The 21179-nt window shown below is 64.9% G+C and carries 13 protein-coding genes, 4 tRNA genes and 1 riboswitch; of the genes, 12 read left to right on the forward strand and 5 right to left on the reverse strand.

Annotated features, from left to right (window positions below; genetic code table 11):
- Positions 1-6 precede the first annotated feature (6 nt).
- The 4 genes from WH303_RS17005 (at position 7) to WH303_RS17020 (ending at position 1023) form a co-directional block, all read left to right on the forward strand.
- Positions 7-91 (forward strand) — tRNA-Leu (locus WH303_RS17005).
- Positions 92-207: 116 nt separating this feature from the next.
- Positions 208-292: transfer RNA gene (locus WH303_RS17010), tRNA-Leu, on the forward strand.
- A gap of 389 nt (positions 293-681) precedes the next feature.
- Positions 682-766: transfer RNA gene (locus tag WH303_RS17015), tRNA-Leu, on the forward strand.
- A gap of 172 nt (positions 767-938) precedes the next feature.
- Positions 939-1023: transfer RNA gene (locus tag WH303_RS17020), tRNA-Leu, on the forward strand.
- Between the two features lie 192 nt (positions 1024-1215).
- Here WH303_RS17020 and WH303_RS17025 read toward each other — a convergent pair.
- Entirely contained in the window at positions 1216-3990 is a 2775-nt protein-coding gene (locus WH303_RS17025) for a DUF349 domain-containing protein (RefSeq protein ID WP_339519921.1), read from the reverse strand.
- A gap of 251 nt (positions 3991-4241) precedes the next feature.
- On the reverse strand, positions 4242-8273 hold the full coding sequence (locus WH303_RS17030; protein ID WP_339519923.1) for a DUF748 domain-containing protein: 4032 nt from the start codon (positions 8271-8273) through the stop codon (positions 4242-4244).
- 1210 nt (positions 8274-9483) lie between these two features.
- Between WH303_RS17030 and WH303_RS17035 the strand changes: the two genes are divergently transcribed.
- The 3 genes from WH303_RS17035 (at position 9484) to nrdR (ending at position 12584) form a co-directional block, all read left to right on the forward strand.
- Positions 9484-10458, forward strand: coding sequence for a lytic transglycosylase domain-containing protein (locus tag WH303_RS17035; RefSeq protein WP_312986507.1), 975 nt, complete (start codon positions 9484-9486; stop codon positions 10456-10458).
- Positions 10459-10607: 149 nt separating this feature from the next.
- Positions 10608-10770, forward strand: a riboswitch (ZMP/ZTP riboswitch).
- 57 nt (positions 10771-10827) lie between these two features.
- Positions 10828-12072 carry a serine hydroxymethyltransferase gene (gene glyA / locus WH303_RS17040; RefSeq protein ID WP_021028725.1) on the forward strand — a complete coding sequence of 415 codons (1245 nt, stop codon included), beginning with the start codon at positions 10828-10830 and terminating at the stop codon, positions 12070-12072.
- Between the two features lie 20 nt (positions 12073-12092).
- Positions 12093-12584: a transcriptional regulator NrdR gene (gene nrdR / locus WH303_RS17045; RefSeq protein ID WP_021028724.1), complete on the forward strand. Its 492-nt coding sequence runs from the start codon at positions 12093-12095 to the stop codon at positions 12582-12584.
- Positions 12585-12662: 78 nt separating this feature from the next.
- Here nrdR and aroC read toward each other — a convergent pair whose 3' ends face one another.
- On the reverse strand, positions 12663-13766 hold the full coding sequence (gene aroC, locus WH303_RS17050) for a chorismate synthase (RefSeq protein WP_339519926.1): 1104 nt from the start codon (positions 13764-13766) through the stop codon (positions 12663-12665).
- Between the two features lie 48 nt (positions 13767-13814).
- The gene (locus WH303_RS17055; protein ID WP_445228306.1) at positions 13815-15212 is read right to left on the reverse strand and encodes a CoA transferase; all 1398 of its coding nucleotides are present in this window, start codon (positions 15210-15212) and stop codon (positions 13815-13817) included.
- A gap of 196 nt (positions 15213-15408) precedes the next feature.
- Here WH303_RS17055 and WH303_RS17060 point away from each other — a divergent pair, with 196 nt between their 5' ends.
- Positions 15409-16752: a citrate synthase family protein gene (locus tag WH303_RS17060; RefSeq protein WP_339519928.1), complete on the forward strand. Its 1344-nt coding sequence runs from the start codon at positions 15409-15411 to the stop codon at positions 16750-16752.
- Positions 16753-16867: 115 nt separating this feature from the next.
- Here WH303_RS17060 and WH303_RS17065 read toward each other — a convergent pair whose 3' ends face one another.
- On the reverse strand, positions 16868-17320 hold the full coding sequence (locus WH303_RS17065) for a CBS domain-containing protein (protein WP_021028721.1): 453 nt from the start codon (positions 17318-17320) through the stop codon (positions 16868-16870).
- Positions 17321-17458: 138 nt separating this feature from the next.
- On the opposite strand from WH303_RS17065, the gene WH303_RS17070 reads away from it, so the two are divergent.
- The 4 genes from WH303_RS17070 to WH303_RS17085 all read left to right on the forward strand — a co-directional run bounded on the left by WH303_RS17070 (position 17459) and on the right by WH303_RS17085 (position 21126).
- The gene (locus tag WH303_RS17070; protein WP_339519929.1) at positions 17459-18757 is read left to right on the forward strand and encodes an O-acetylhomoserine aminocarboxypropyltransferase; all 1299 of its coding nucleotides are present in this window, start codon (positions 17459-17461) and stop codon (positions 18755-18757) included.
- Positions 18757-19179 (forward strand): GNAT family acetyltransferase, encoded by a 423-nt coding sequence (locus tag WH303_RS17075; protein ID WP_339520000.1) that lies wholly within the window; start codon positions 18757-18759, stop codon positions 19177-19179. Before WH303_RS17070 ends, WH303_RS17075 begins: the two co-directional genes overlap by 1 nt.
- Before the next feature lie 27 nt (positions 19180-19206).
- Positions 19207-20043: an alpha/beta fold hydrolase gene (locus tag WH303_RS17080; RefSeq protein ID WP_339519930.1), complete on the forward strand. Its 837-nt coding sequence runs from the start codon at positions 19207-19209 to the stop codon at positions 20041-20043.
- A 219-nt stretch (positions 20044-20262) separates the two neighbouring features.
- Entirely contained in the window at positions 20263-21126 is an 864-nt protein-coding gene (locus tag WH303_RS17085) for a PoNe immunity protein domain-containing protein (protein WP_339519931.1), read from the forward strand.
- Positions 21127-21179: the final 53 nt, after the last annotated feature.

Here is a 21179-nt window from a genome sequence, read left to right on the forward strand (position 1 = left end):
TGAAATGCCCAGGTGGCGGAATTGGTAGACGCACTAGTTTCAGGTACTAGCGGGTAACTCCGTGGAGGTTCGAGTCCTCTCCTGGGCACCAAGTTTAACGACAAGTACAACTTGTTTTGTGAAAACGGTGAAAAATCAGTCTTAACGGGCTGGTTCTACAGTGGTTTTTTTAGGAAAGTCGATAAGGGGCACTGCCCTGCATCATCAGCCCAGGTGGCGGAATTGGTAGACGCACTAGTTTCAGGTACTAGCGAGTAACATCGTGGAGGTTCGAGTCCTCTCCTGGGCACCAGACATAAGCCGTTGCACTTTTTGTGCAGCGGCTTTTTCTTTGTCTGCGATGCGCATCTACCCTGAGCCCAGCGACGACGGCGCACATCGCATCTTTGCGCTGCCAATATAGCCTGCCCTCGGCAGACAGCACACCATCCGCTGCAAAGGCAGCAAAACACCCTCCTCGCCACACGTTACTGCACAGTGATGCCGTATTCACCCGGACGCCATGCCTACCCGCGTCGCTTGCCAGGCAGGGCCAGCACCAGCCACGGCAACCGCTCGCAGCACCTTGGCACCAAGGCCGCCGCTGAGCGACATAGCACCCACACCAAGCGCTCTGAAAAATTTTCCGAATTTGCCCCAAAGCGGCCAAAAATCGCCCCTATAATTGCGGCTTCCCTGAAAGCCCAGGTGGCGGAATTGGTAGACGCACTAGTTTCAGGTACTAGCGGGTAACTCCGTGGAGGTTCGAGTCCTCTCCTGGGCACCAAACAGCAAAAGCTGCTGCACACACGATGTGCAGCAGCTTTTTTGCTTTGGGCCGGGCATGCATCGCGGCAGCGCACAGCCACCCACAGTCTCACGCTATCTTTTTTGAGAAAAATTTTGCAGTTTTTCTCAAACCACCGCCAACACGCCCCTATAATTGCTCCATCCTGAAAGCCCAGGTGGCGGAATTGGTAGACGCACTAGTTTCAGGTACTAGCGAGTAACATCGTGGAGGTTCGAGTCCTCTCCTGGGCACCAAACATCAAGCCATTGCACCCATGTGCAATGGCTTTTTTGTTGCCTGCTCTCACGCAAGCTGCCAGCCCGCACCCACCATAGACCCCACCTTTCACCCCACCCCTCTCCACCAGGTAAGCCCAGCACCAGGCCCATGAAAAAACGCCCTGGCGTTCAAGCACAGGGCGTTGTGGGGGAGGCGCTGTAGAAGGCTTACTTCTTCAGCAAAGCCTTCAAGGCATTTTGCAGGCGGCGGGCCGAGGCCTCGTCGCTGCCGGTGGCCAGCACCTTGGCAACATCCTGCTGCCAGGTTTCTTGCGGCGAAGGATCATTGCGGCGCGTCAGCAGCTGCAATTGCAGTGCACGGCGGGCATTGATGTGCTCGGCTGGGGTGGGCACCTCGGCGGCCATCTCCAGGCGCAGCATGGCTTCGCGGCCATCACCTGCGGCAGGTGCGGCAATGGCGTGGCTCCAGCTGTTGCGCGAGCCGCTGGCAAGGCGTCCCAGATCCTGGGCCTGGGGCAGCAGCGCGGCATCGCGCTTGCTCCAGGCCTCCATCATCTGCGTCAGCGCCTGGCCATGGGCCTGGGTGGCGAGCTTGCGCAGTGCTGCCTGGGCATGCTCCACCGCATCGCGCTGGGCGCGGAAGGCGGCATCGCCCAGACGGGGACCCCGGTCTTCACGCGGCGCGCGGTCCATGCGGTCGCCACGGCCAAAGCGGTCGTCAGCACCACGGCGCTCCTGGCCACGGTCGCTGCGTGGGCCACGGCTGTCGCGGCCATCGCGGCTGTCACGGCGATCGCCACCGGGCTTGCCAGGGCGGCCAGCGGCTGCGGGCGCATCACGGCGCATACCAGGGCGGTCATCGCCGCTGCGCTGGGCAATCACGGGCTTGGGGGCTACAGGTGCTGGCGCTGGTCCCGAGGCAGCAGCGGCCTCTGCATCGGCACCCTCTTGGGCTGCCGGCTCTGCTGGCTGCTCCGCATCCGCAGGCGCTGCCGCCGCTACGGCTGCCGCATCTGCTGCGATCGCTTCTGGCGCGGCTGCCTTTGCTGCAGCGGCAACAGGCTCGGCCGCCACCGGGGCTTGCTGGGCCTGCAGCGCTTGCTGCAAACCATCGAGCGCGGCCTGGATCTGGGCGGCATCGCCGCTGTGGTTGGCCGCTTCGAGCGCCTTGGAGGCATCGAGCACGGCCTGGTCGCGGGCGCTCAGCTGGTGCTGCACACGTTCGCGCTGCTGGGTCTTGCGGGCAAAGGCTTCATCGAGGGGCTTGCGGAACGCATCCCAGAGCTTTTGCTCATGGCGGCGGTCCATCGGCACGGACTGGGCTTCGGTCTGCCACTGGCGCTGCAGCTCGCGCACGGCGTCAATATTCAGGTTGGGCGCAGCGGCCAGCTCCACCGCCTGGGCCACCATGGCTTCGCGGCGCGCAATGCTCTGCTTCTGGGCTGCATGCAAAGGCGCAGAGGCCTCGTGCAGCGCGGTCTTCCAGGCCTCTTGCAGCTCGGCATAGGCCTTTTCGCCCACATGGCCACTGGCGCGCCAGCGGTCACCAAACTGGAACAGGTCGCGCTGAATGCGCTTCCAGTCGGTCGATGGCTTGTGCGCCTCGACCCAGCCCTTGAGCTCGGCAATCAGGGCCTCGCGCTCGGCGCGGTGCTTGGCACCCTCTTCGCGCACCTTGGACAGCCAGACCTCGACATGCTTGTAGGCCGCGTTGCAGGCCTCATCAAACTTCTTCCACAGCGCATGGTTGGTGGGGCCGCTTTGGTCGGCCTTCTTCCAGTCCTCGCGCAGCTGGCGCAGCGCTTCTTGCAGCTTGCGGCCGCCCAGCTCCTGGCCTTCGGGGCGGGCGAGCAGGCCCTGGGCCTTGGCCAGCAGCTCCTCGCGCACCTTGTCGGCGCTCCAGCGCTGCCAGCCTTCGAGTTCACCGGCGGCGATCAGCGCGGTATTGACCTGCGATTCCAGGTCCTGGTCGATCAGCTTGCCGTGCTGCTTGAGGGCAGCGCGCAGCTGCTGCGCCGCGCTGGATGCGCCCTTGCCATGGCCTTCGGCCGTGTGGGCCTGCAAGGCCTTGAGCGCTTCTTGCACCGCATGCTTGGCGCGCTTGGCTTCCTGCGGATCCGCAGCGGGCTTGGCGGCAGCAGCACGGGCGGCTGCTTGCTCCACCTCGGTGGGCAGGCCGCGCCCGGCGCGGATCTCGTCGGCCCAGACCGGCACCGTGGGCAGCGGTGCTTGCGCATCTTCAGCGGCAGCCAGGGTTTGCTTGAGGGCCGACTGGAACGCATCCCAGACCAGCAGCAGCTGCGACTTGGAGGCCTCGAGCATGCTCGGGTAGCGCGCTTCGACGCTGCCCCAGCTGGCATCGCCTTCGAGCACGGCGGCCTGGTCCTGCCAATGCTGCACATCGGTGGCCAGTGCCGTCTCGGCAGACTGGGCATCCTTGTAGGACTTGGTGGAGAGCACTTCGACGCGCTGGGCCAGCAGCACGGCGGCCTCGCGCTGCACCTGTACGCGGTGCTGCAGGTCTTCAATCGTCTTGATGCGGTCGGCCAGCTGGATCTTGAGCGCAGCGAGCGGCTCGCGCGACAGCGGCGCGCCAGCCTTGGCCGCGTCGCGCTGCCAGGCCAGGGCATCGGCAATGTTCAGCTTGGAGGCGCCCAGCAGCTTCTCGGCCTTCTCGGCCCATTCCGCAGCGATGGCTTCCTGGCCCTTGGCGCGGCGCATCTCGTCCATGCGCTCACGGATGGCCTTGGCGGCACCCTTGTCGCGGGCAGACAGCTCCTTGAACACTTCCTGCAGCTGCTCGGCACCCGGGTTGGTTGCCAGCCATTCGCGCACCTTGGCTGCACGCTCACCCGAGGTGGCAGCCGAGAAAGCACCACCGGTGACGCCATCGAGGGGATGGGGGGCAGCGGCCGCCTTGGCGGGTGCGGGTGCGGGCTCAGGGGTTTCGGGCGTCTTGTTGCGCGAGATAAAGGGGAACATGGAGTCAGTTCAGTCGTAAATACGGCCTGCATCGCAGCGCAATGCAGCCATTGGCACATAAAAAAGAGGGAGGCCGGCCCGAGGGAGTCTCTGCGAAACTGCCTGGCCTGCATCCAGGTTGCTATTTTGACCCGGTTTGGCGAGGACTCCAAGCACACGGGCATCGCTATAAGGTAATTCAACCCAAGCATGGCCAAAAACAAAGGGCTGGCGCCCTGCGGCCCAGCCCTTGTTCAATGGTCTGTCAGCGCTCAGCGCGGCGCCAGACTGAGCTCGGCATGCGGCGTCCAGTCCTTGTCCTCGCCAAAACCCTCGGTCTTGGCATTGCCCAGGAAGAGGCGTTCGAGCTTGACGCCCTTGCTGGCCAGGTAGTCACGCACCGTCACGCCCCGGGCCAGTGCCAGCTCGCGCATCGCATTGTCGGGCACGCTGATGCTGGTCAGCAGCAGGGTTTCCATCTCGGCCACCGGGATGTCGCTGGCCATGCCCACCAGGTTGCGCGGCTTCTGGATATCGGCACGTTTGTACACCTCCTTGAGCAAGGCGGGGTACTCGGCAGCGCTCACGGCCTGCACGTCTTCGGGTTTGCCACCGGCGCGCACCGCGCTGCGGCGCTTTTGGGCCAACACCAGGTCGTCGATGCGGGCCTTGCGCCAGCCATCCTTCTCGCGCTCCAGGTCGGCCTGGCCGGCAACGGTCAGCTGCAGCGCCGGCCGGTCTTCCAGCGCCTTGGCCACCTTGTCCAGGCTTTGCTTGCTGTCCGCATCCAGCACCGCACTGCCGGGGGCAAAAGGCACATGGCTGGCTTCGCTGCCACCACCAAAGGCGCCCGAGAGCAGCGCAAACGGCGAGGTCACCGCCTTCATGATCAGGTTGCCAATCACCTTGAAGATGATCGGCGCCAGGCGGAACTGCGGATCGTTGAGCGAGCCGCTGATGGGCAGGTCCAGGTCGATCACTCCATTGCGGTCAGCCAGCAAGGCCACAGCCAGCTTGACCGGCAGGCTCGCTGGCGCGCCCTGCACCGCATCGCCAAAGGTCAGCTGGTTGAGCACCAGCTTGTTGCTGGCCGTCAGCAGGCCCTCGGGCGTCACGTCGTACTGCACGTCCACACTCATCTTGCCGCGCTCGATACCGTGGCCGGCGTACTTGATGCTGTAGGGCGTCAGCGGCGACAGCTCCAGATCGCGCACCTTGCCATGGATATTGAGCGCCAGCGGCTTGACCAGCGGGTTGAGCTTGCCGGTGATCTCCAGCGACGCGGTGCCCTCGGCCTTGCCGCGCAGCTCCAGCTCGGCCAGCTGCAACTGGCCGGCCGTTGGCTCGGACGAGAACGCGCCCATGCGCCCGGCCAGCTCGGACAGGTCGGCCGAGTAGTTGGGCCGCACAAACTGGTCGCTGAACTTGACGGTACCGCCGGCCAGCGTGATCGGGCCCATGTCGATGATGGGCCCCGTGGCGGGTTCGGGCTTAGTTGGTGCAGCCGGTGGGCTGACCGCTGCAGCACCCGATGCCTCGACCACCACGCCTTCAGCCGGTGCCGCCGTATTGCCAGCGCCCGCAGCACTGCTGCCGCCCAGGTCCTGCAGATTGAGCTTGCCGTTCTCCTGCACCACGAGGCGCGCATAAAAGTCGGTCAAGGCCGTCTCGCCCACTTGCACTTTCATGCGCTGGCCCGGCACCATGTCCACGGCCAGGGCGCGCAGGCTCAGCAGCTTCCAGTTCAGCAGGTCATCGCCCGCCCCCATCAACCCAATGCCCAAGGTACCGGTACCCCGGTTGGCAGCAGCTGCAGCCGCCTTGCGGCCGGTCTCGCTCGCGCCATTGCCGTCGTCGTCGCTTGCGTCGTCGCTGCTGGACGGCGTTGCGGCGGCCACCAGGGGTCGCACGCGCACATCGTCCAGCCCGGCATCGCCCTTGACATGCAGCACTGGCCCCTTGTCCGATTGCGCATAGTCCACCGTGCCCCGGAAGTTGGCATCCGCGCGCATGAGGCGCACCGGCAGCAGGGCCGCCGCATAGGGCTCAAAGGCGTGGATGGGCAGCTGGCTCACATTCAGGCGCCCCATGGCCGACACCGGCGCCAGGCCCAGGCTGCCGTCATAGGCGATGCGGCCGGGCTCGGCGCGGCCACTGCCAATCCGGCCTGAGAGCTTGAGCGGCGAGGGCTTGGCCTTGGTCGCCAGCGGCGCATAGTCGCGCAGCTCCAGATCCCAGCCGATCAGGCGAAAGGCGACCTTGCGGGCGGTCGATTCATCCTGGAAGGCCAGCTGGGCACCCTTGATGGCGACCAGGTCCAGCTGCACATCCCAAGGTTTGCTGGCTGCGGCCTTGCTGGCGCTGGCAGGCTTTGCGGGCGCCTTGGCCTCATTCTGGCGGGCCTGCGATGCGACCAGCCAGTCCTCAAACATCATGCGGCCATCCTTGGCGCGCGAGACACCCAGCACTGGCTCGACCAGTTGCACCGAACCGAGCTTGACCTGCTGGGCTTCGGTATCCAGCACGGCATCCTTGACCAGCAGCTGGCGCAGCTCCAGCAGGTTGTTCTTGCCCTTGAGGCCGATCGCAGGGCCATGGGGCGGCGCGCAGTTGGCCTTGCTGTTGCACTGCAGGGCCACGTCCGACACGCGCATCTGCGCCAGCGCGACTTTGAGCGCCGTGCCCTGGCGACTCAGGTGCATCTCGCTGTCGATCGTGCCCAGCAGGCCCGGCTCGATCACCCCGGTCAAATAAGAAGCCCCCAGCTGCAGCGGCAGGCCCGTGGTGCTCACATCCACCTCGGCCATCTGGTCGGTCGCCTTGCCCGAAAACACCAGGCGGCCGGTAGACGGCACACCCTGGGCACCCGACAGCCCCGACGAACCCTCAAAACTGAAAGGTTCCTTGAAGGGCCAGGCAATCTGCTGGGCCTCCATGCTGAAGTCATCGAGCTGTACGCGCGCAGGCAGCGGCACGCTTTCATCGACCCAAACCCCCTTGAGGCGGCTGAGCTTGAGCGCATCGACCCGCACCGACCAGGCAGCTTGGCCGCTGCTGGCTTTGCCTGCGGATGCACCAGATTCGGCAGCGACTGCCTGAGAGTCCGCGTTGTCGGCCTTGTCAGCCTTGTCGTCCTTCGCTTCGGGGCTTGCACCATCTGCACTGGCCACGGAGGTTGCAGGCTCCGCCTTGTCTGCTGCGGCAGCGGTTTCTGTGGACTTGGCGGCTTGCGGGGCATCCTCAGCCCGGCGCGGTATTGCCTGGCCCTGGGCATCGAGCAGGCTCAGCTGGCCATTCTTGCCCCGCTTGAGCGACAGCTGCGCGCCATCGAGCGCCAGCTGGGCGATATGCACCTGCCCCAGCAAGGGCTGCACATCGGCCAGCTGCACATCCAGCCGCTCCCAGCCCAGCAATTCGCCGCCGGCCGCGTCGTGCAGCTGCACACCGCTGGCATGCACCTCGCCGCTCAGGCGCACCTGCGTCTTGTCCTGCTGCTCAAAGGCCAGAGCCAGGTCGGCATTGAGCACGCCAGCCACCAGCTTGACGGGCAAGGACGCGGGAATATAGGCCAGGTAGGGCTGGAGGTCGAGGTCCTTGATCGCAAATTGGGCCTCGGCCTTGCGGTCATCGGCAAAGGGCGTGGCCTCGGCATGGCTGGCAAACTGGCTGCCATTGAGCACAAAGGCCAGCTGGGGCAGCACCTTGATCTCGCGCTTGGATTCGAGGTTGCTCAGAAAAGGAATGCCCAGCTGCAGGCCCTGGAGTTCATGGGTCTGGCCCACGGTATCGTCGCGGAAGACCACCTGCCCCTCTTTGAGCTCGATGTTGTAGAGCGCAAAGTGCGCCGTCTTGCCGTCATCGGGCGGCGGCTCAGGGCTGCGCAGCTTTTGCAGAATGTCGTCAAAGTCAAATTTCCCGGGGGCGGTCTGCGCGATGCGCAGCACGGGCTTGTCCACCTGGATGGCATCGAGCACCGGTGCGAGCCTGAACACCGACTGGATATCGGCATCCACATAGATGCGCTCGACCGCCAGCATCGCCGCGCTGTCTGCCTGGGGCCCGGCGATCTGCAGGTCGCGCACGGTCAGCTCCAGCGACCAGGGCTTGAACTCCACCGCCCCGATATGCACCGCCCGCCCGAGTTTTTCCGTGCCCAGCTTCTCCCCCTGGGTGCGCAGCAGCCAGGGCAGCAGCAGCCACGACAGCGCCCACAGCAGCAGCAGCGCCAGCAGGCACCATCCCAGCCGGCGCAACCAGCGCATCGCGACGACCTTTTTCTTGTTTGTTTCTTGCGTTTCGCTCACGGCGATGATCCTCACTCAGAGTCAGTACGGCCCACCCCATGGTATCCATGGCTGCGATGGCAGGCCCAAGATCCATTGTGCACAAATAAGCCGCTGTGGCGGCGCTGGCTTAGCACACAAAAGCGGCATCTGTCGCTGGTTCACAATCGTTCAAATCCTGCAGGCTGCCCCAGGAAACGGTGTGCCTCTCTATATATAGAGGAAAAACGCAGTTTCTATGGCGGCACCCCCTACGGTAGCGGCACGGCCATGGTCGAAAGCAGCAGGGGGCGATGCCGCGATGCATGGATCCAACAGCCGGATCGGGCATCCGCCCGTCCGCCCTCCTCAAACACCGCGATGCTTTTCACACTGCGGCATGCTAAACCGCAGCGTGGAGCCGCAAAAACACAACGCCAGGCCCTGCTTTTTTGCGTCCATCGGCGTTCTACCCAGGTATAAATGCCAAAAACCTGATGTAGCTATGGGTTATTGGCTGTTTTATCCTGGTTTTTATACAGTTTTTTGGCCTTTTCAGGTGAAATTTGTGTCGGCGCAGATGACCGCATGATGACCAAGACCTGCCCGCCCAAATCAGGCCAGCGTTTTGCGCGGTCCGCAACGGTTCTGTGCGCCTATGCGCAGGCGGCACCCAGGCACCGCCCTGGGCTGCAAAAGCGCAAATGGGGCTGCGCGCTACACCAAAAATAGAGCACAACAGCCGCGCAGCATTTGATAAAGATTGACTTTTTGCTGCATCCTTTATATCAATCAATGTATTTAAAAGATTAAATACAAGCTATTGAACCCATAAAACCGGGTCCCCGACAGGGCACCGATCCGGTGCTTTTTCTGCCTGCCATCCCCGCTGCAGGGCTGGCTGCCGCTCCTGCCCGGATCCGGCCCTACAGCAGCCCGCTATACACGTTTTTTTATTACTTTTTTTTCTCATTCTCCAATTCAATAGTGTTGACTGGGTATTAAGCAAGCTTCTAGAATTCAGCCCATTGCATTGATTGCTGATTTTTTAGTCAACACCCCTCACGGTGTTTTGATCGTAGCCCCTGACACGCAAGAGCGTGCTTGAAACGACAAAGGGCCGTCTGCAACGCAGACAGCCTGCCGGAGACCACACAGGACAGTGTGGCTCCACCCTGCCAGACCCCAGCCCGGTGCACTATCCGCCGGGCTATTTGTTGGAGGTGGCGGGACTTAGAAAGGAAAAATCCCTATGACGGCTCCCGCGCAAGTGGATGCCGGTGCGCGCTCATTGAGCGCCACCATCAGCCGTGGTCTGATGACCATGGCACACAACAGTTTTGCTTTGATCGGTCTGGTGGTGGCGTTCTGCGCCCTCACCCTGGTGTCGCGCGACGATCTGCGCCACGCCGGCGAGGCGCAATTGCGCAGCTGGCTGCAGGCCCGCACCCATGCACCTGCCGTTGACCTGGCAGGTGCCGATGCCGACGCATCCACTGGCGACGATGCCGCCATGGTGGCTGCCGTGGACCGTGCCACCGCCAGCAACCCCCAGCAATTGCCCCGCAACCAGGCCAATGTGGCCTATTGGCTGGCCAAGAAATACCGCGTAGCGCCAGAGCCCCTGGCCGTGCTCGTCTCCGAAGCCTACCTGGTGGGCAAGGAAACCAAACTGGACCCCACCCTGATCCTGGCGATCATGGCCGTGGAGTCGAGCTTCAACCCTTTTGCCCAAAGCTCGGTGGGTGCGCAAGGCCTGATGCAGGTGATGACCAAGATCCACACCGACAAGTACGAGCACTTCGGCGGCCACTTTGCGGCCTTTGACCCGGTGACCAACCTGCGCGTGGGCGTCAAGGTGCTGCAAGAGTGCATCGAGCGCGCCGGCTCGCTCGAAGGCGGCCTCAAATACTATGTGGGCGCTGCCAACCTGCCGACCGACGGTGGCTACGCCGCCAAGGTGATGGCCGAGCACTTCCGCATCAAGCAAGTGGCCGAAGGCCGCAGCAACACGCCCAAGGCCCCGGTGGCTCCCGCTGCCAAGCCTTCGCTGTCGGCCCAGGCGGATACGCCCGCCGCAGCCGGCACCGTGGCCGACAAGGCCAAGGCCGCCAGCAACAGCGCAGCTGCGGGCAACGCTTCTGAAACCGTGGCCCTGGCCGACAAGCAAGCCGCGCTGCCAGCAGCGGCCAAGGCCGAGGCCACCGCCGTGGCCATGGGTTCCTGACCAGCCCCTCCGGCCCATCGCCCTCTTCGCACAAGCACCCAGCCGGGTGCTTTTGTTTTTTCTGGCCCTGGCACAGTTCCCGGAACCGGTTTTTATCCAGACGTGGCGATAAACCCATTGCCCCAGGCCGGTGCAGCCTCGGCTACACTAGCCGGGTACGCGACTGGCGATAGACATCTGTATGACCGGATTGTTGACGTGGAATGCAGGCCCGGCCTGCAGCAACCACCGGGGAGCGTACCGTGCAGTGCCAGGGCGAGCGCATCGCCCCCCGCACCCGCCACGTGTTAGCCGTGCGCCTGGGCAGCCCCTGTTTTCGCCAACCTCACTGTTGGCAGGCAGGGCTCACTTCTGACTCCAACGACCGCCATGTACCAACGTAACATCCTTGTCGAACAGACCGACGCAGAACTCTTTGCGGCCATCCAGGCCGAAAACCAGCGCCAAGAGCAGCACATCGAGCTGATCGCCAGCGAAAACTATGCCTCCCCCGCCGTGATGTGGGCCCAAGGCACCCAGCTGACCAACAAGTACGCCGAAGGCTATCCAGGCAAGCGCTACTACGGCGGCTGCGAATTTGTTGATATCGCCGAGCAGCTGGCCATCGACCGCGTCAAGCAGCTGTTCGGCGCCGATGCTGCCAATGTGCAACCCCATTGCGGCGCATCGGCCAATGAAGCGGTTTTCCTGGCTTTCCTCAAGCCCGGCGACACCATCATGGGCATGAGCCTGGCCGAAGGCGGTCACCTGACCCATGGCATGCCGCTCAATATCTCCGGCAAGTGGTTCAACGTCGTCTCCTACGGCCTGAACGAGAAGGAAGAGCTGGACTACGACGCCATGGAAAAGAAGGCGCACGAGACCAAGCCCAAGCTGATCATCGCTGGCGCATCGGCCTACTCGCTGGAAATCGACTTTGCCCGCTTTGCCAAGGTGGCCAAGGACGTGGGCGCGATCTTCATGGTGGACATGGCCCACTACGCTGGTCTGATCGCCGCTGGCGAATACCCCAACCCCGTGCCCCACGCCGACGTGGTGACCACGACCACCCACAAGAGCCTGCGCGGCCCCCGTGGCGGCGTGATCCTGATGAAGGCCGAGCACGAGAAGGCCATCAACTCGGCCGTGTTCCCTGGCCTGCAAGGCGGCCCGCTGATGCACGTGATCGCAGCCAAGGCGGTGGCCTTCAAGGAAGCGCTGACGCCTGAGTTCAAGCAGTACGCCCAGCAGGTCAAGACCAACGCCCGCATCGTGGCCGAGACCCTGACCGAGCGCGGCCTGCGCATCATCTCCGGCGGCACCCAAAGCCACGTGATGCTGGTGGACCTGCGCGCCAAGGGCATCACCGGCAAGGAAGCCGAAGCCGTGCTGGGCGCTGCCCACATGACGATCAACAAGAACTCCATCCCCAACGACCCGGAAAAGCCGATGGTCACCAGCGGTATCCGTATCGGTACGCCCGCGATGACCACCCGTGGTTTCAAGGACGAAGAGGCGCGCCTCACGGCCAACCTGATCGCCGATGTGCTGGACAACCCACGGGACGAAGCCAACATCGCTGCCGTGCGCGCCAAGGTCAACGCCCTGACCGCACGCTTCCCCGTCTACCGCTGATCTGAGCAGCGCCCGCGCCTATGAAATGCCCCTTCTGCAGCCACCCCGATACCCAGGTGGTGGAGACCCGTGTTGCAGAAGATGGCGGCTTTGTACGGCGCAGGCGCCAGTGCGGCAACTGCGAAAAGCGCTTTACCACCTATGAGCGGCCCGAAGTCAGCCTGCCGGTCATCGTCAAAAAGGACGGCCGGCGCATCGACTACGACCGCAGCAAGCTGCGCGGCTCATTCAGCCTGGCGCTGCGCAAGCGCCCAGTCCCCATCGACAAGGTGGACCTGGCGCTCGAGCATGTCGAGGACAAGCTGCGCACCTTGGGTGCGCGTGAGGTGCAGACGCATTTGATCGGCGAGCTGGTCATGGCCGAGCTGCAAAAGCTCGACAAGGTGGCCTACATCCGTTACGCCAGCGTCTACCGCAGCTTCGAGGACATTGACCAGTTCAAGTCCATCGTCGACGAGGTGACGACCCCGCCGCCCGAGCCCAAGAAAGACAGCGCCCGTAAAAAGGACTGAGGCACAAAAAAATGCGAACCCCTGGGTTCGCATTTTTCTTTGGGGGCCGGCCACCGAGCCTGCCCGGGCTGCGCCTTGTCAGTCTTGCGGCGCCTCGGCGGCAATCGGCCCCACCGCCTGCACCACATCGCTGTTCTGGGCGCGGTGGCGCAACGCATGGTCCATCAGCACCATGGCCAGCAAGGCCTCGGCAATCGGTGCGGCGCGGATGCCCACGCAGGGGTCATGCCGGCCCTTGGTGATGACCTCGGTACTCTTGCCCTCGGTATCGATCGACTCGCGGGGGCTGATGATCGAGCTGGTGGGCTTGATAGCGATGCGGATCTCGATGTCCTGGCCGGTGCTGATGCCGCCCAGAATGCCGCCGGCATTGTTGCTGCGAAAGCCCTGGGGGCTGAGCGAGTCGCCATGCGTGGTGCCGCGCTGGGCCACGCTGTCAAAACCGGCACCAATCTCGACGGCCTTGACGGCATTGAGGCCCATCATTGCGTAGGCGATGTCGGCATCGAGTTTGTCGTACAGCGGCTCGCCCAGGCCGACGGGCACGCCGCTGGCCTGCACGCGGATCAGCGCGCCGCAGGAATCGCCCGACTTGCGCAGCGCATCCATATAGTCTTCATAGCGGCTGACATCAGCCACCGGCGCAAAAAACGGGTTGTTGGGCACATGCGCCCAGTCCTCAAAAGGCAGGGCCACCTCGCCCACCTGCAGCATGCAGGCGCGGAACTCGGTACCGAACTTCTCCTTGAGCCACTTTTTGGCCACGGCGCCAGCGGCCACCGTGGGCGCCGTCAGGCGGGCCGAGGAGCGGCCGCCACCACGCGGGTCGCGGATACCGTACTTGTGCCAGTAGGCATAGTCGGCATGGCCGGGGCGAAAGCTCTGCGCAATATTCGAGTAGTCCTTGCTGCGCTGGTCGGTATTGCGGATCAGCAGCGCAATCGGCGTGCCCGTGGTCTTGCCCTCGTAGACGCCCGAGAGGATCTCCACGCTGTCGGGCTCATTGCGCTGGGTGACAAACTTGCTGGTGCCGGGGCGGCGGCGGTCCAGGTCCTGCTGGATATCTGCCTCGCTCAACGCCATGCCCGGTGGGCAGCCGTCAATCACGCAGCCAATCGCCGGGCCATGGGATTCGCCAAAGTTGGTAACAGTAAATAAGGTGCCGAAGGTATTGCCGCTCATAGCCCGCCATTATCACTGATGCTGGTGCCCCACGCTGCCCTGCAGGGCTCACCAGCGGGGCTGGTCGCCACCAGGCGGCTGGCCGGCGTGGAGCCAGCCGCCGGGCAGGCGCTGCAGCACGGCGCTATGGCGTACCGCACGCAGGCGGCCAAAGCCGCTGTCCAGCGTCTCCAGATAGGCGTCAGGCGGCGCGCCGCTGGGTACCTTAGCCGCCGCAGCGGCTACCGGCCGCTGGCCCATGGACTGCAGCCACTGCGCCACCCGCGCCAGTGATACCTGCACATGCCAGCTGCCGCCCTGCATAGCCTGGCGGTAGAGGGCAGCCTGGATGCCAAAGGCCAGCAAAAAGCCTGCGCTGTAATCCAGAATCTGCAGCGGCAAGGCGCGCAGCCCGGCGCTGCCAAAAGCCTGGCCCTCGGCCCAGTTGATGCCGCAGACGGTCTGCACCAGCGAATCAAAGCCGCGCCGGTCGGCCCAGGGGCCGCTGCGGCCATAGGCCGACAGGCTGGCATAGACGATACCCGGCCGCAGCCGGGCGGCAGACTGCGGGTCCAGCCCCAGCGCGTCCAGCGCGCCCGGCCGGTAGCCTTGGAGCAGCACATGGGCCTGGCCCAGCAACGCGGCCATGGCGCCCTGCCCTGCCGGGGTTTTCAAATCCAGCAAGGCCGAGCGCTTGCCCCGGCTCATATCGGCAATGGCCTCGATATTGGGCAGACCCGGCCCATTGAGCATCAGCACATCAGCCCCTTGCGCCGCCAGGCTGCGGGCCGCCACGGGCCCCGCCAGAATGCGGGTCAGGTCCAGCACACGCAGGCCAGCAAGCGGCCGGTGCTGGGCAGGCGCCGGCCCATCGCGGGGGGCGGCAGGCTGGTCGCTGTCCAGCTGGGTGATGGCCACCAAGGGCTGCGCGGCCACCGCCGCACTTTGGGAATGGGCCTGCCAGGCTTGCGGGCTGCGGGCCGCTGCCACCACCAGGCCGAGCGCGGCAGCGCGCTCCTCCACCGCCTGCGCCGTCCAGCCTTGGAGCGCATCCGCCACCTGCTCCCGCGTGGTGGCCGCGCCCGTGGGCAGGCCCAAGAGCCGCAGCATGCCATCGCGGTGGTGCGCAAAATTGGCATGGATGCGCAGCCAGCCCGGCTCGCCCACATCGGCGCCGCAGGCATAGAGGCCTGAGATGGGCGCCCAGAGATTGGGCTGCTCACCGTCCAAGGTGAAATAGCCACTGCACTCGGCCAGCACATGGCCCACATCCACCTGGACTTGGGGCATGGCCTGCTGCTGGCGGTGCTGGTGGATCAATGCGCTGGCCAGGCCGCTGGCCGCCACGGCCGCGGGCGCTGCCACATCCAGGCAAAAACTCGAGGGGTAGGCAGCGCCATCGCCGCTGAGCGCCAACGCGCCCTGCTGCAAAGCCTGCGCTGGCAGGCCCGCTTGCTGCCACAGCATGTGCACGCTGGCCTGTATGGCCGCATGCAGCGGCTGCTGCGCCAGGGGATGGGTGGTGGCGGTGTGGTTGTTGGTGGTTGGCAAGGCGTTCTCCTGGGTGACGGACTGCCGCCATTGCATACCTGCCGCACCCCGGGGTCAATCTTGATTGGGCCGATACACATGCCATTCATCTCTCACTGCAGTAGCATGGCCCATGGTTTCTGCACGCCCCGCCCAACCTATCCCCGTCCCACCTTCCGACGACGACAGCCCCTGGCTCAGCAGCCAGCAGGCTGCCGCCATGCTGGGGGTGCAGCGCGCCAGCCTCTATGCCTATGTGAGCCGGGGCCTGCTGCAAGCGCACCGCCAACCGGGCCTGCGCGGCCATGTCTATGCCCGTATCGATGTGCAGCGCCTCGCGCGCCAGCGGCAAACCGTGCGCAACCCCGCGCAGCTGGCCCGCTCCACGCTGGACTGGGGCACACCCGTGCTGCGCTCGGCCATCACCCAGGTGGCGCAAGGGCAGCTGTACTACCGGGGGCGCGATGCGCTGCAATGGGCCCAGCACGCCAGCCTGGAAGACACCGCCGCGCTGCTGCTGGGCCAGCCCATCGCGGCAGAACCCGACAGCGCCCGCAGGGCCCCCCCCACGGCAGCCCCCAAGGCAGCCGCAGCACAGTCCCTGCCGCAACCCCGCCCACCCGAGCAGGTACTGCGCGCCTGGCACCGCCTGCCCGCCCACGATCCCAACCTGGCCCAACCCGGCTGGCCCCGGCCGCTGCTGCAGCAGATGCTGGGGGTGCTGACGGGGCTACCGTCCAGCGATAAAGCCCAGCCTGCAGCCGAACGGCTCATCCACCAGCAGCTCGCCGCCCTCTGGCAAGTAGATGCAGTGGGCGAAAACACCTTACGCCAGGCCCTGGTGCTCTGCGCCGACCATGAGCTCAATGCCTCCAGCTTTGCAGCCCGGGTGGTGGCATCGACCGGCGCCAGCCTGCATGCCAGCCTGGGCGCAGGTCTCGCCGCGCTGACCGGCCCACTGCACGGGGGGATGACGGCGGTGATAGACCAGCACTGGGACGACTGGCATGCGGCGCGGCGCAGCAGCGAGGCATTGCCCCCATCGCTCGCCCAGTTGCTGGCGGACACCCGCATCCACGGCAGCCCGCATTACTGCGCGGGCTTTGGCCACCCGCTCTACCCGGCTGGCGACCCGCGCAGCCAGCGCTTGCTCAGTCTGCTGCCGGCCGATACGCAGCGCCATGCCCTGCTGGCCGCCGTACACCACCACACGGGCCTGCACCCCAGCCTGGACTATGCGCTGGTCGCCATCCAGCGCGGCCTGGGCCTGCCCGCAGGCGCGGCCTTTGTGCTGTTTGCGCTGGGCCGCACGGCAGGCTGGCTCGCCCATGCGCTGGAGCAGCGCGACAGCGGCCAGCTGATCCGCCCCCGGGCCCAGTATGTGGGCTTGCCGGCCGAGGCAGATGCGCAGGCGGAGGCTCCAGCCACGACCGACACCAGCGCCGGCCGCATCCCCGGGCGCATCATCCGTTTCTGACCCGTAGCAAGCCGCTGCTCCAAAGCACAGGCGCAAAAAAGCGGCCTCGCGGGCCGCTACTTTGGCAGTTCTGGCAGATGGCCGGTTCAGCCTCTCAGCTGGGCCAGCCGCTGCATCAAGAATCGGTCTCGCCTTCCACCGGCCAGTCGCGGATATAGGCCTTGAGCATCTTGTTCTCGAAATTCTGGCTGTCGACGACGGCCTTGGCCACGTCGTAGAAGCTGATCACACCCATCAGCATCTTCTTGTCCATCACCGGCATGTAGCGGGCATGGCGGTCCAGCATCATGCGGCGCACCTCGTCCATGTCGGTCTCCATCGTGCAGGTCAAAGGCGCGTCATCCATCACGCTGCGCACAAGGATATTGCCTGCAGTGCCGCCATTGTTGACGATGGCAACGATCACCTCGCGGAACGTCAACATGCCCACGACATCGCCGTGCTCCATCACCACCAGCGAGCCAATGTCCTTCTCCGCCATGGTCTGGATCGCGTCGCCCAGAGGGTCGTTGACGCTGGCCGTGTAGAGAGTGTTGCCTTTGAGGCGGAGGATATCGCTGACTTTCATGGGTGTCTCCTTGTACCGTTCTCCGATGCTGGCGGGCCCGCCTGCGTGCACACGCATCGGCGACAGGCCTGCCCGCCCAGGTCTGCTAAATATAGCCGACAATGCCCGTCCAGAACGACAACATCGCGGAGATACGCCATGCCCGGTTACACCGACCCCGGCTTTGACACCCTGAGTCTGCACGCTGGCGCCCAGCCGGACCCGGCCACCGGGGCTCGCGCCGTCCCCATCCACCTGACCACCTCCTTCGTCTTCGAGTCGAGCGACCACGCAGCCAGCCTCTTCAATCTGGAGCGGCCCGGCCATGTCTACAGCCGCATCAGCAACCCCACCAATGCGGTGCTGGAGCAGCGTGTCTCGGCACTCGAAGGCGGTGTGGGCGCGATCGCGGTGGCCAGCGGCCAGGCCGCGCTGCACCTGTCGGTTGCGACCTTGATGGGCGCGGGCAGCCATATCGTTGCCAGCACCGCGCTCTATGGCGGCAGCCAGAACCTGCTGCACTACACCCTGGCCCGCTTTGGCATCGAGACCACCTTTGTCCAACCCGGCGATATCGACGGCTGGCGCGCAGCGGTGCGGCCCAACACCAAGCTGTTCTTTGGCGAGACGGTGGGCAACCCCGGCCTCGATGTGCTGGACATCCCCACCGTCTCGGCCATCGCCCATGAGGTCGGCGTGCCCTTGCTGGTCGACTCCACCCTGACCTCGCCCTGGCTCATCAAGCCCTTTGCGCATGGCGCCGACATCGTCTACCACTCGGCCACCAAGTTTCTCTCCGGCCACGGCACCGTCATTGGCGGCATCGTGGTCGATGGCGGCAGCTTTGACTGGGAAAAGTCGGGCCGCTTCCCCGAGCTGACCGAGCCCTATGACGGCTTTCACAACATGGTGTTCAGCGAGGAATCGACCACCGGCGCCTTCTTGCTGCGCGCGCGGCGTGAAGGCCTGCGCGACTTTGGCGCCTGCATGAGCCCGCACAGCGCCTGGCTGATCTTGCAAGGCATCGAGACCTTGCCGCTGCGCATGGAGCGCCATATGCGCAACACCGAAAAAGTGGTGCAGTTCCTCGCCAGCCACCCGATGGTTAGCCGCGTGGGCCACCCGATGCTGGAGAGCCACAGCTCCTACGCGCTGGCGCAAAAGCTGCTGCCGCGCGGCGCGGGCTCGGTGTTCAGCTTTGACATTGCCGGCAACCGCAACCAGGGCAAGAAGTTCATCGAGACGCTCAAGGTCTTCAGCCACCTGGCCAACGTCGGCGACTGCCGCTCGCTGGTCATCCACCCGGCCAGCACCACGCATTTCCGCATGCATGACGACGCCTTGGCGCAAGCGGGCATCAGCCAGGGCACGATCCGCCTGTCCATTGGCCTGGAAGACGCCGACGACCTGATCGATGACTTGAAGCGCGCGCTCAAGGCCGCAGAGAAGGCCGCATGATGGAAATCCGTGTCTTTGCACTGCAAGATTCCGAAGCCGTTGTGCAGCTGTGGCATGACTGCGGCCTCTACCGCCCCTGGAACGATCCGCACAAGGACATTGCGCGCAAGCAGAGCGTCTCGCCCGAGCTGTTCTGGGTCGGGGTCGATGAACAAGGCGCGGTGATGGCCAGCATCATGGTCGGCTACGACGGCCACCGGGGCTGGATCAACTATCTGGCGGTGCACCCCAGCCAGCAGCGCAAAGGTTATGCCGGGCAGCTGATGCAGCGGGCCGAGGCTGAACTGACGGCACTGGGCTGCCCCAAGCTCAACTTGCAGGTGCGCGCCGGCAACGAGGCGGTGATCGCCTTCTACGAAAGCCTGGGTTATGCCAACGACCACACCATGAGCCTGGGCAAACGCCTGATTGCCGACATCTAGCCTCAGCCACACCATCGGAGCACAGACATGCGAATCCAAGTACAAGGTGCCGACCTGTATGCCTACACCGGCGGCAAGGCGCTGGATGCGAACCAGCCCACTGCCATCTTTATCCACGGCGTGCTGTGCGACCACAGCGTCTGGGCGCTGCAAAGCCGCTACCTGGCCAACCACGGCTGGAACGTGCTGGCCATCGACCTGCCCGGCCACTGCAAAAGTGGCGGCCCGGCGCCGCGCACGGTGGAAGAAGCGGCCGAGACCATCGCGCAGCTGCTCGATGCCGCAGGCCTGCAGCAGGCGGCCCTTATCGGCCACAGCTGGGGCAGCCTGATTGCGATGGAAGCGGCCGCACGCCTGGGCGCGCGCATCAGCCACCTGGTGCTGGTCGGCACGGCCGACCCGATGAAGGTTGCCCCCGCGCTGCTGGAGCAAGCGCTCAGCGCAACCGACCAGGCCATTGCCATGGTGCAGACCTTCTCGCGCGCAACCCTGGCCCCACCCTCGGGTGCTGGCAGCTGGGTGTTTGGTGCCGGCATGGCGCTGGCCCGCCGCGTGCAAGCCAGCAACGGCGACACCAACCTGCTGCACACCGGCTTTGTGGCCTGCGACAGCTACCGCAATGGCCAGGCCGCGATGGCCGCCCTGGCCTGCCCGGTGCTGTTTGTGCTGGGCGAGCAAGACCAGATGACCCCGGCCCGCGCCGCGCGTAGCTTGGTCGATGCCGCCAGGGCCGCTGGCAAGCAGGTGCAGGTCCAGATGGTGCCCAGCGGCCACAACCAGATGACCGAGTCACCCGACGCGACCCTGTTTGCGATCCACCATTTCCTCAGCACCCACGCAGCCGCAGCCCCAACGCCGGCTTAAGAGGCGGTTGCAGCGCAGTACGTGGGCCTATCAGCTTTGGTATTGCGATATTGCTTTTGTTTTTATAGCAGAAGATCACGCATGTATCTGGCGTAAGAAGGCGTAAGCCACCGCAAAAAATGCCGCAATGCCGGCATCAAATGCGTTAGCCTATCTGCCAGGCCGATGGAGGCCCAGACAGCTGCAGCTGAAAAGCTGCAGACCCGATACATACGACTTATGCAATACAAGGCCCTTCCCTGTTTGCTGCAACACTGCCAGGCGCAACCCTGGCATCTGCTGCGGCCGCGCGTGGACATGGACCTGGAGCGATGGGCAGAGACCTGGGCAGACCAGTTGTCAAGCCTGCATGAATTCTCCAGCCATGGCTACTATGGTCTGGATGTGCAAGATCTGGACGCCGACAGCCAACGTGCTGCCCGGGCTGGCTGGTGCCGCGCCGCGCTGCAATCGCTGGCACTGTTAGATCTGGCCTACAGCCGGGGCCTGCCGCCTCGCGCGATTGAAACCCTGTTCGAGCATGTGCTGCACTGGTGCAATGAGTATGCGGTCTTTATGCGCAGCGATGCCGCAGCGCCGGCGCAAGCGCGCCAACCGATCAACCCCGCCTCCAACAGCTACCCGGCTGCCGTGCAACTGCTGGCGCTGCCCGTATTGCTGGAGCGCCAGGAGCTGATTCCCGGCATTGTCGAGCGCCTGCTGGGCAACCGCTGCGACTGCCTGCTCGACTACCTGAGCGCCGTCGCCTGCGAAAAGGACGAAGCCTCGGCCCAGGTCTTCTGCCCCAAGCCCTATGCCGATCTGATGGCTTTCTTCGAGCAGTCCGAGCTGGGCACCGAGCCCTTGCAAGCCTACCTGGACGAGAACTACAGCAGCCAGCTGCACCCTGCGCTGGCCGCCATCGGCCGGCTCATTGGCATGGGGGAGCACCACCCGCGCTGGGCCTGGGAAGTCGCCGCGCTGGTGGTGCTGTACGAGCTGGATGACAGCCCGTTGACCGCCTACAGCAGCTACCCCGCCGACATGGTGGCGCTGGCCCGCCAGCGCCTGGCCTTCAATGAGGCCAGCTTCGCCGCGCACTGAGCGGCTTCAGCTATCTCGGCGGATAGCCACTACACAAGTCGCCTGATAGGCTG

It is taken from the genome of Comamonas sp. MYb69 (genome assembly GCF_037479315.1).
Lineage (GTDB): Bacteria > Pseudomonadota > Gammaproteobacteria > Burkholderiales > Burkholderiaceae_C > Comamonas.

Bases quoted from the DNA above. Each gene is read 5' to 3' on its own strand.
- WH303_RS17025 (WP_339519921.1), bottom strand. From the start codon at position 3,990: ATGTTCCCCTTTATCTCGCGCAACAAGACGCCCGAAACCCCTGAGCCC.
- WH303_RS17035 (WP_312986507.1), top strand. From the start codon at position 9,484: ATGACGGCTCCCGCGCAAGTGGATGCCGGTGCGCGCTCATTGAGCGCC.
- glyA (WP_021028725.1), top strand. From the start codon at position 10,828: ATGTACCAACGTAACATCCTTGTCGAACAGACCGACGCAGAACTCTTT.
- nrdR (WP_021028724.1), top strand. From the start codon at position 12,093: ATGAAATGCCCCTTCTGCAGCCACCCCGATACCCAGGTGGTGGAGACC.
- aroC (WP_339519926.1), bottom strand. From the start codon at position 13,766: ATGAGCGGCAATACCTTCGGCACCTTATTTACTGTTACCAACTTTGGC.
- WH303_RS17055 (WP_445228306.1), bottom strand. From the start codon at position 15,212: ATGCTGTGGCAGCAAGCGGGCCTGCCAGCGCAGGCTTTGCAGCAGGGC.
- WH303_RS17060 (WP_339519928.1), top strand. From the start codon at position 15,409: ATGGTTTCTGCACGCCCCGCCCAACCTATCCCCGTCCCACCTTCCGAC.
- WH303_RS17065 (WP_021028721.1), bottom strand. From the start codon at position 17,320: ATGAAAGTCAGCGATATCCTCCGCCTCAAAGGCAACACTCTCTACACG.
- WH303_RS17070 (WP_339519929.1), top strand. From the start codon at position 17,459: ATGCCCGGTTACACCGACCCCGGCTTTGACACCCTGAGTCTGCACGCT.
- WH303_RS17075 (WP_339520000.1), top strand. From the start codon at position 18,757: ATGGAAATCCGTGTCTTTGCACTGCAAGATTCCGAAGCCGTTGTGCAG.
- WH303_RS17080 (WP_339519930.1), top strand. From the start codon at position 19,207: ATGCGAATCCAAGTACAAGGTGCCGACCTGTATGCCTACACCGGCGGC.
- WH303_RS17085 (WP_339519931.1), top strand. From the start codon at position 20,263: ATGCAATACAAGGCCCTTCCCTGTTTGCTGCAACACTGCCAGGCGCAA.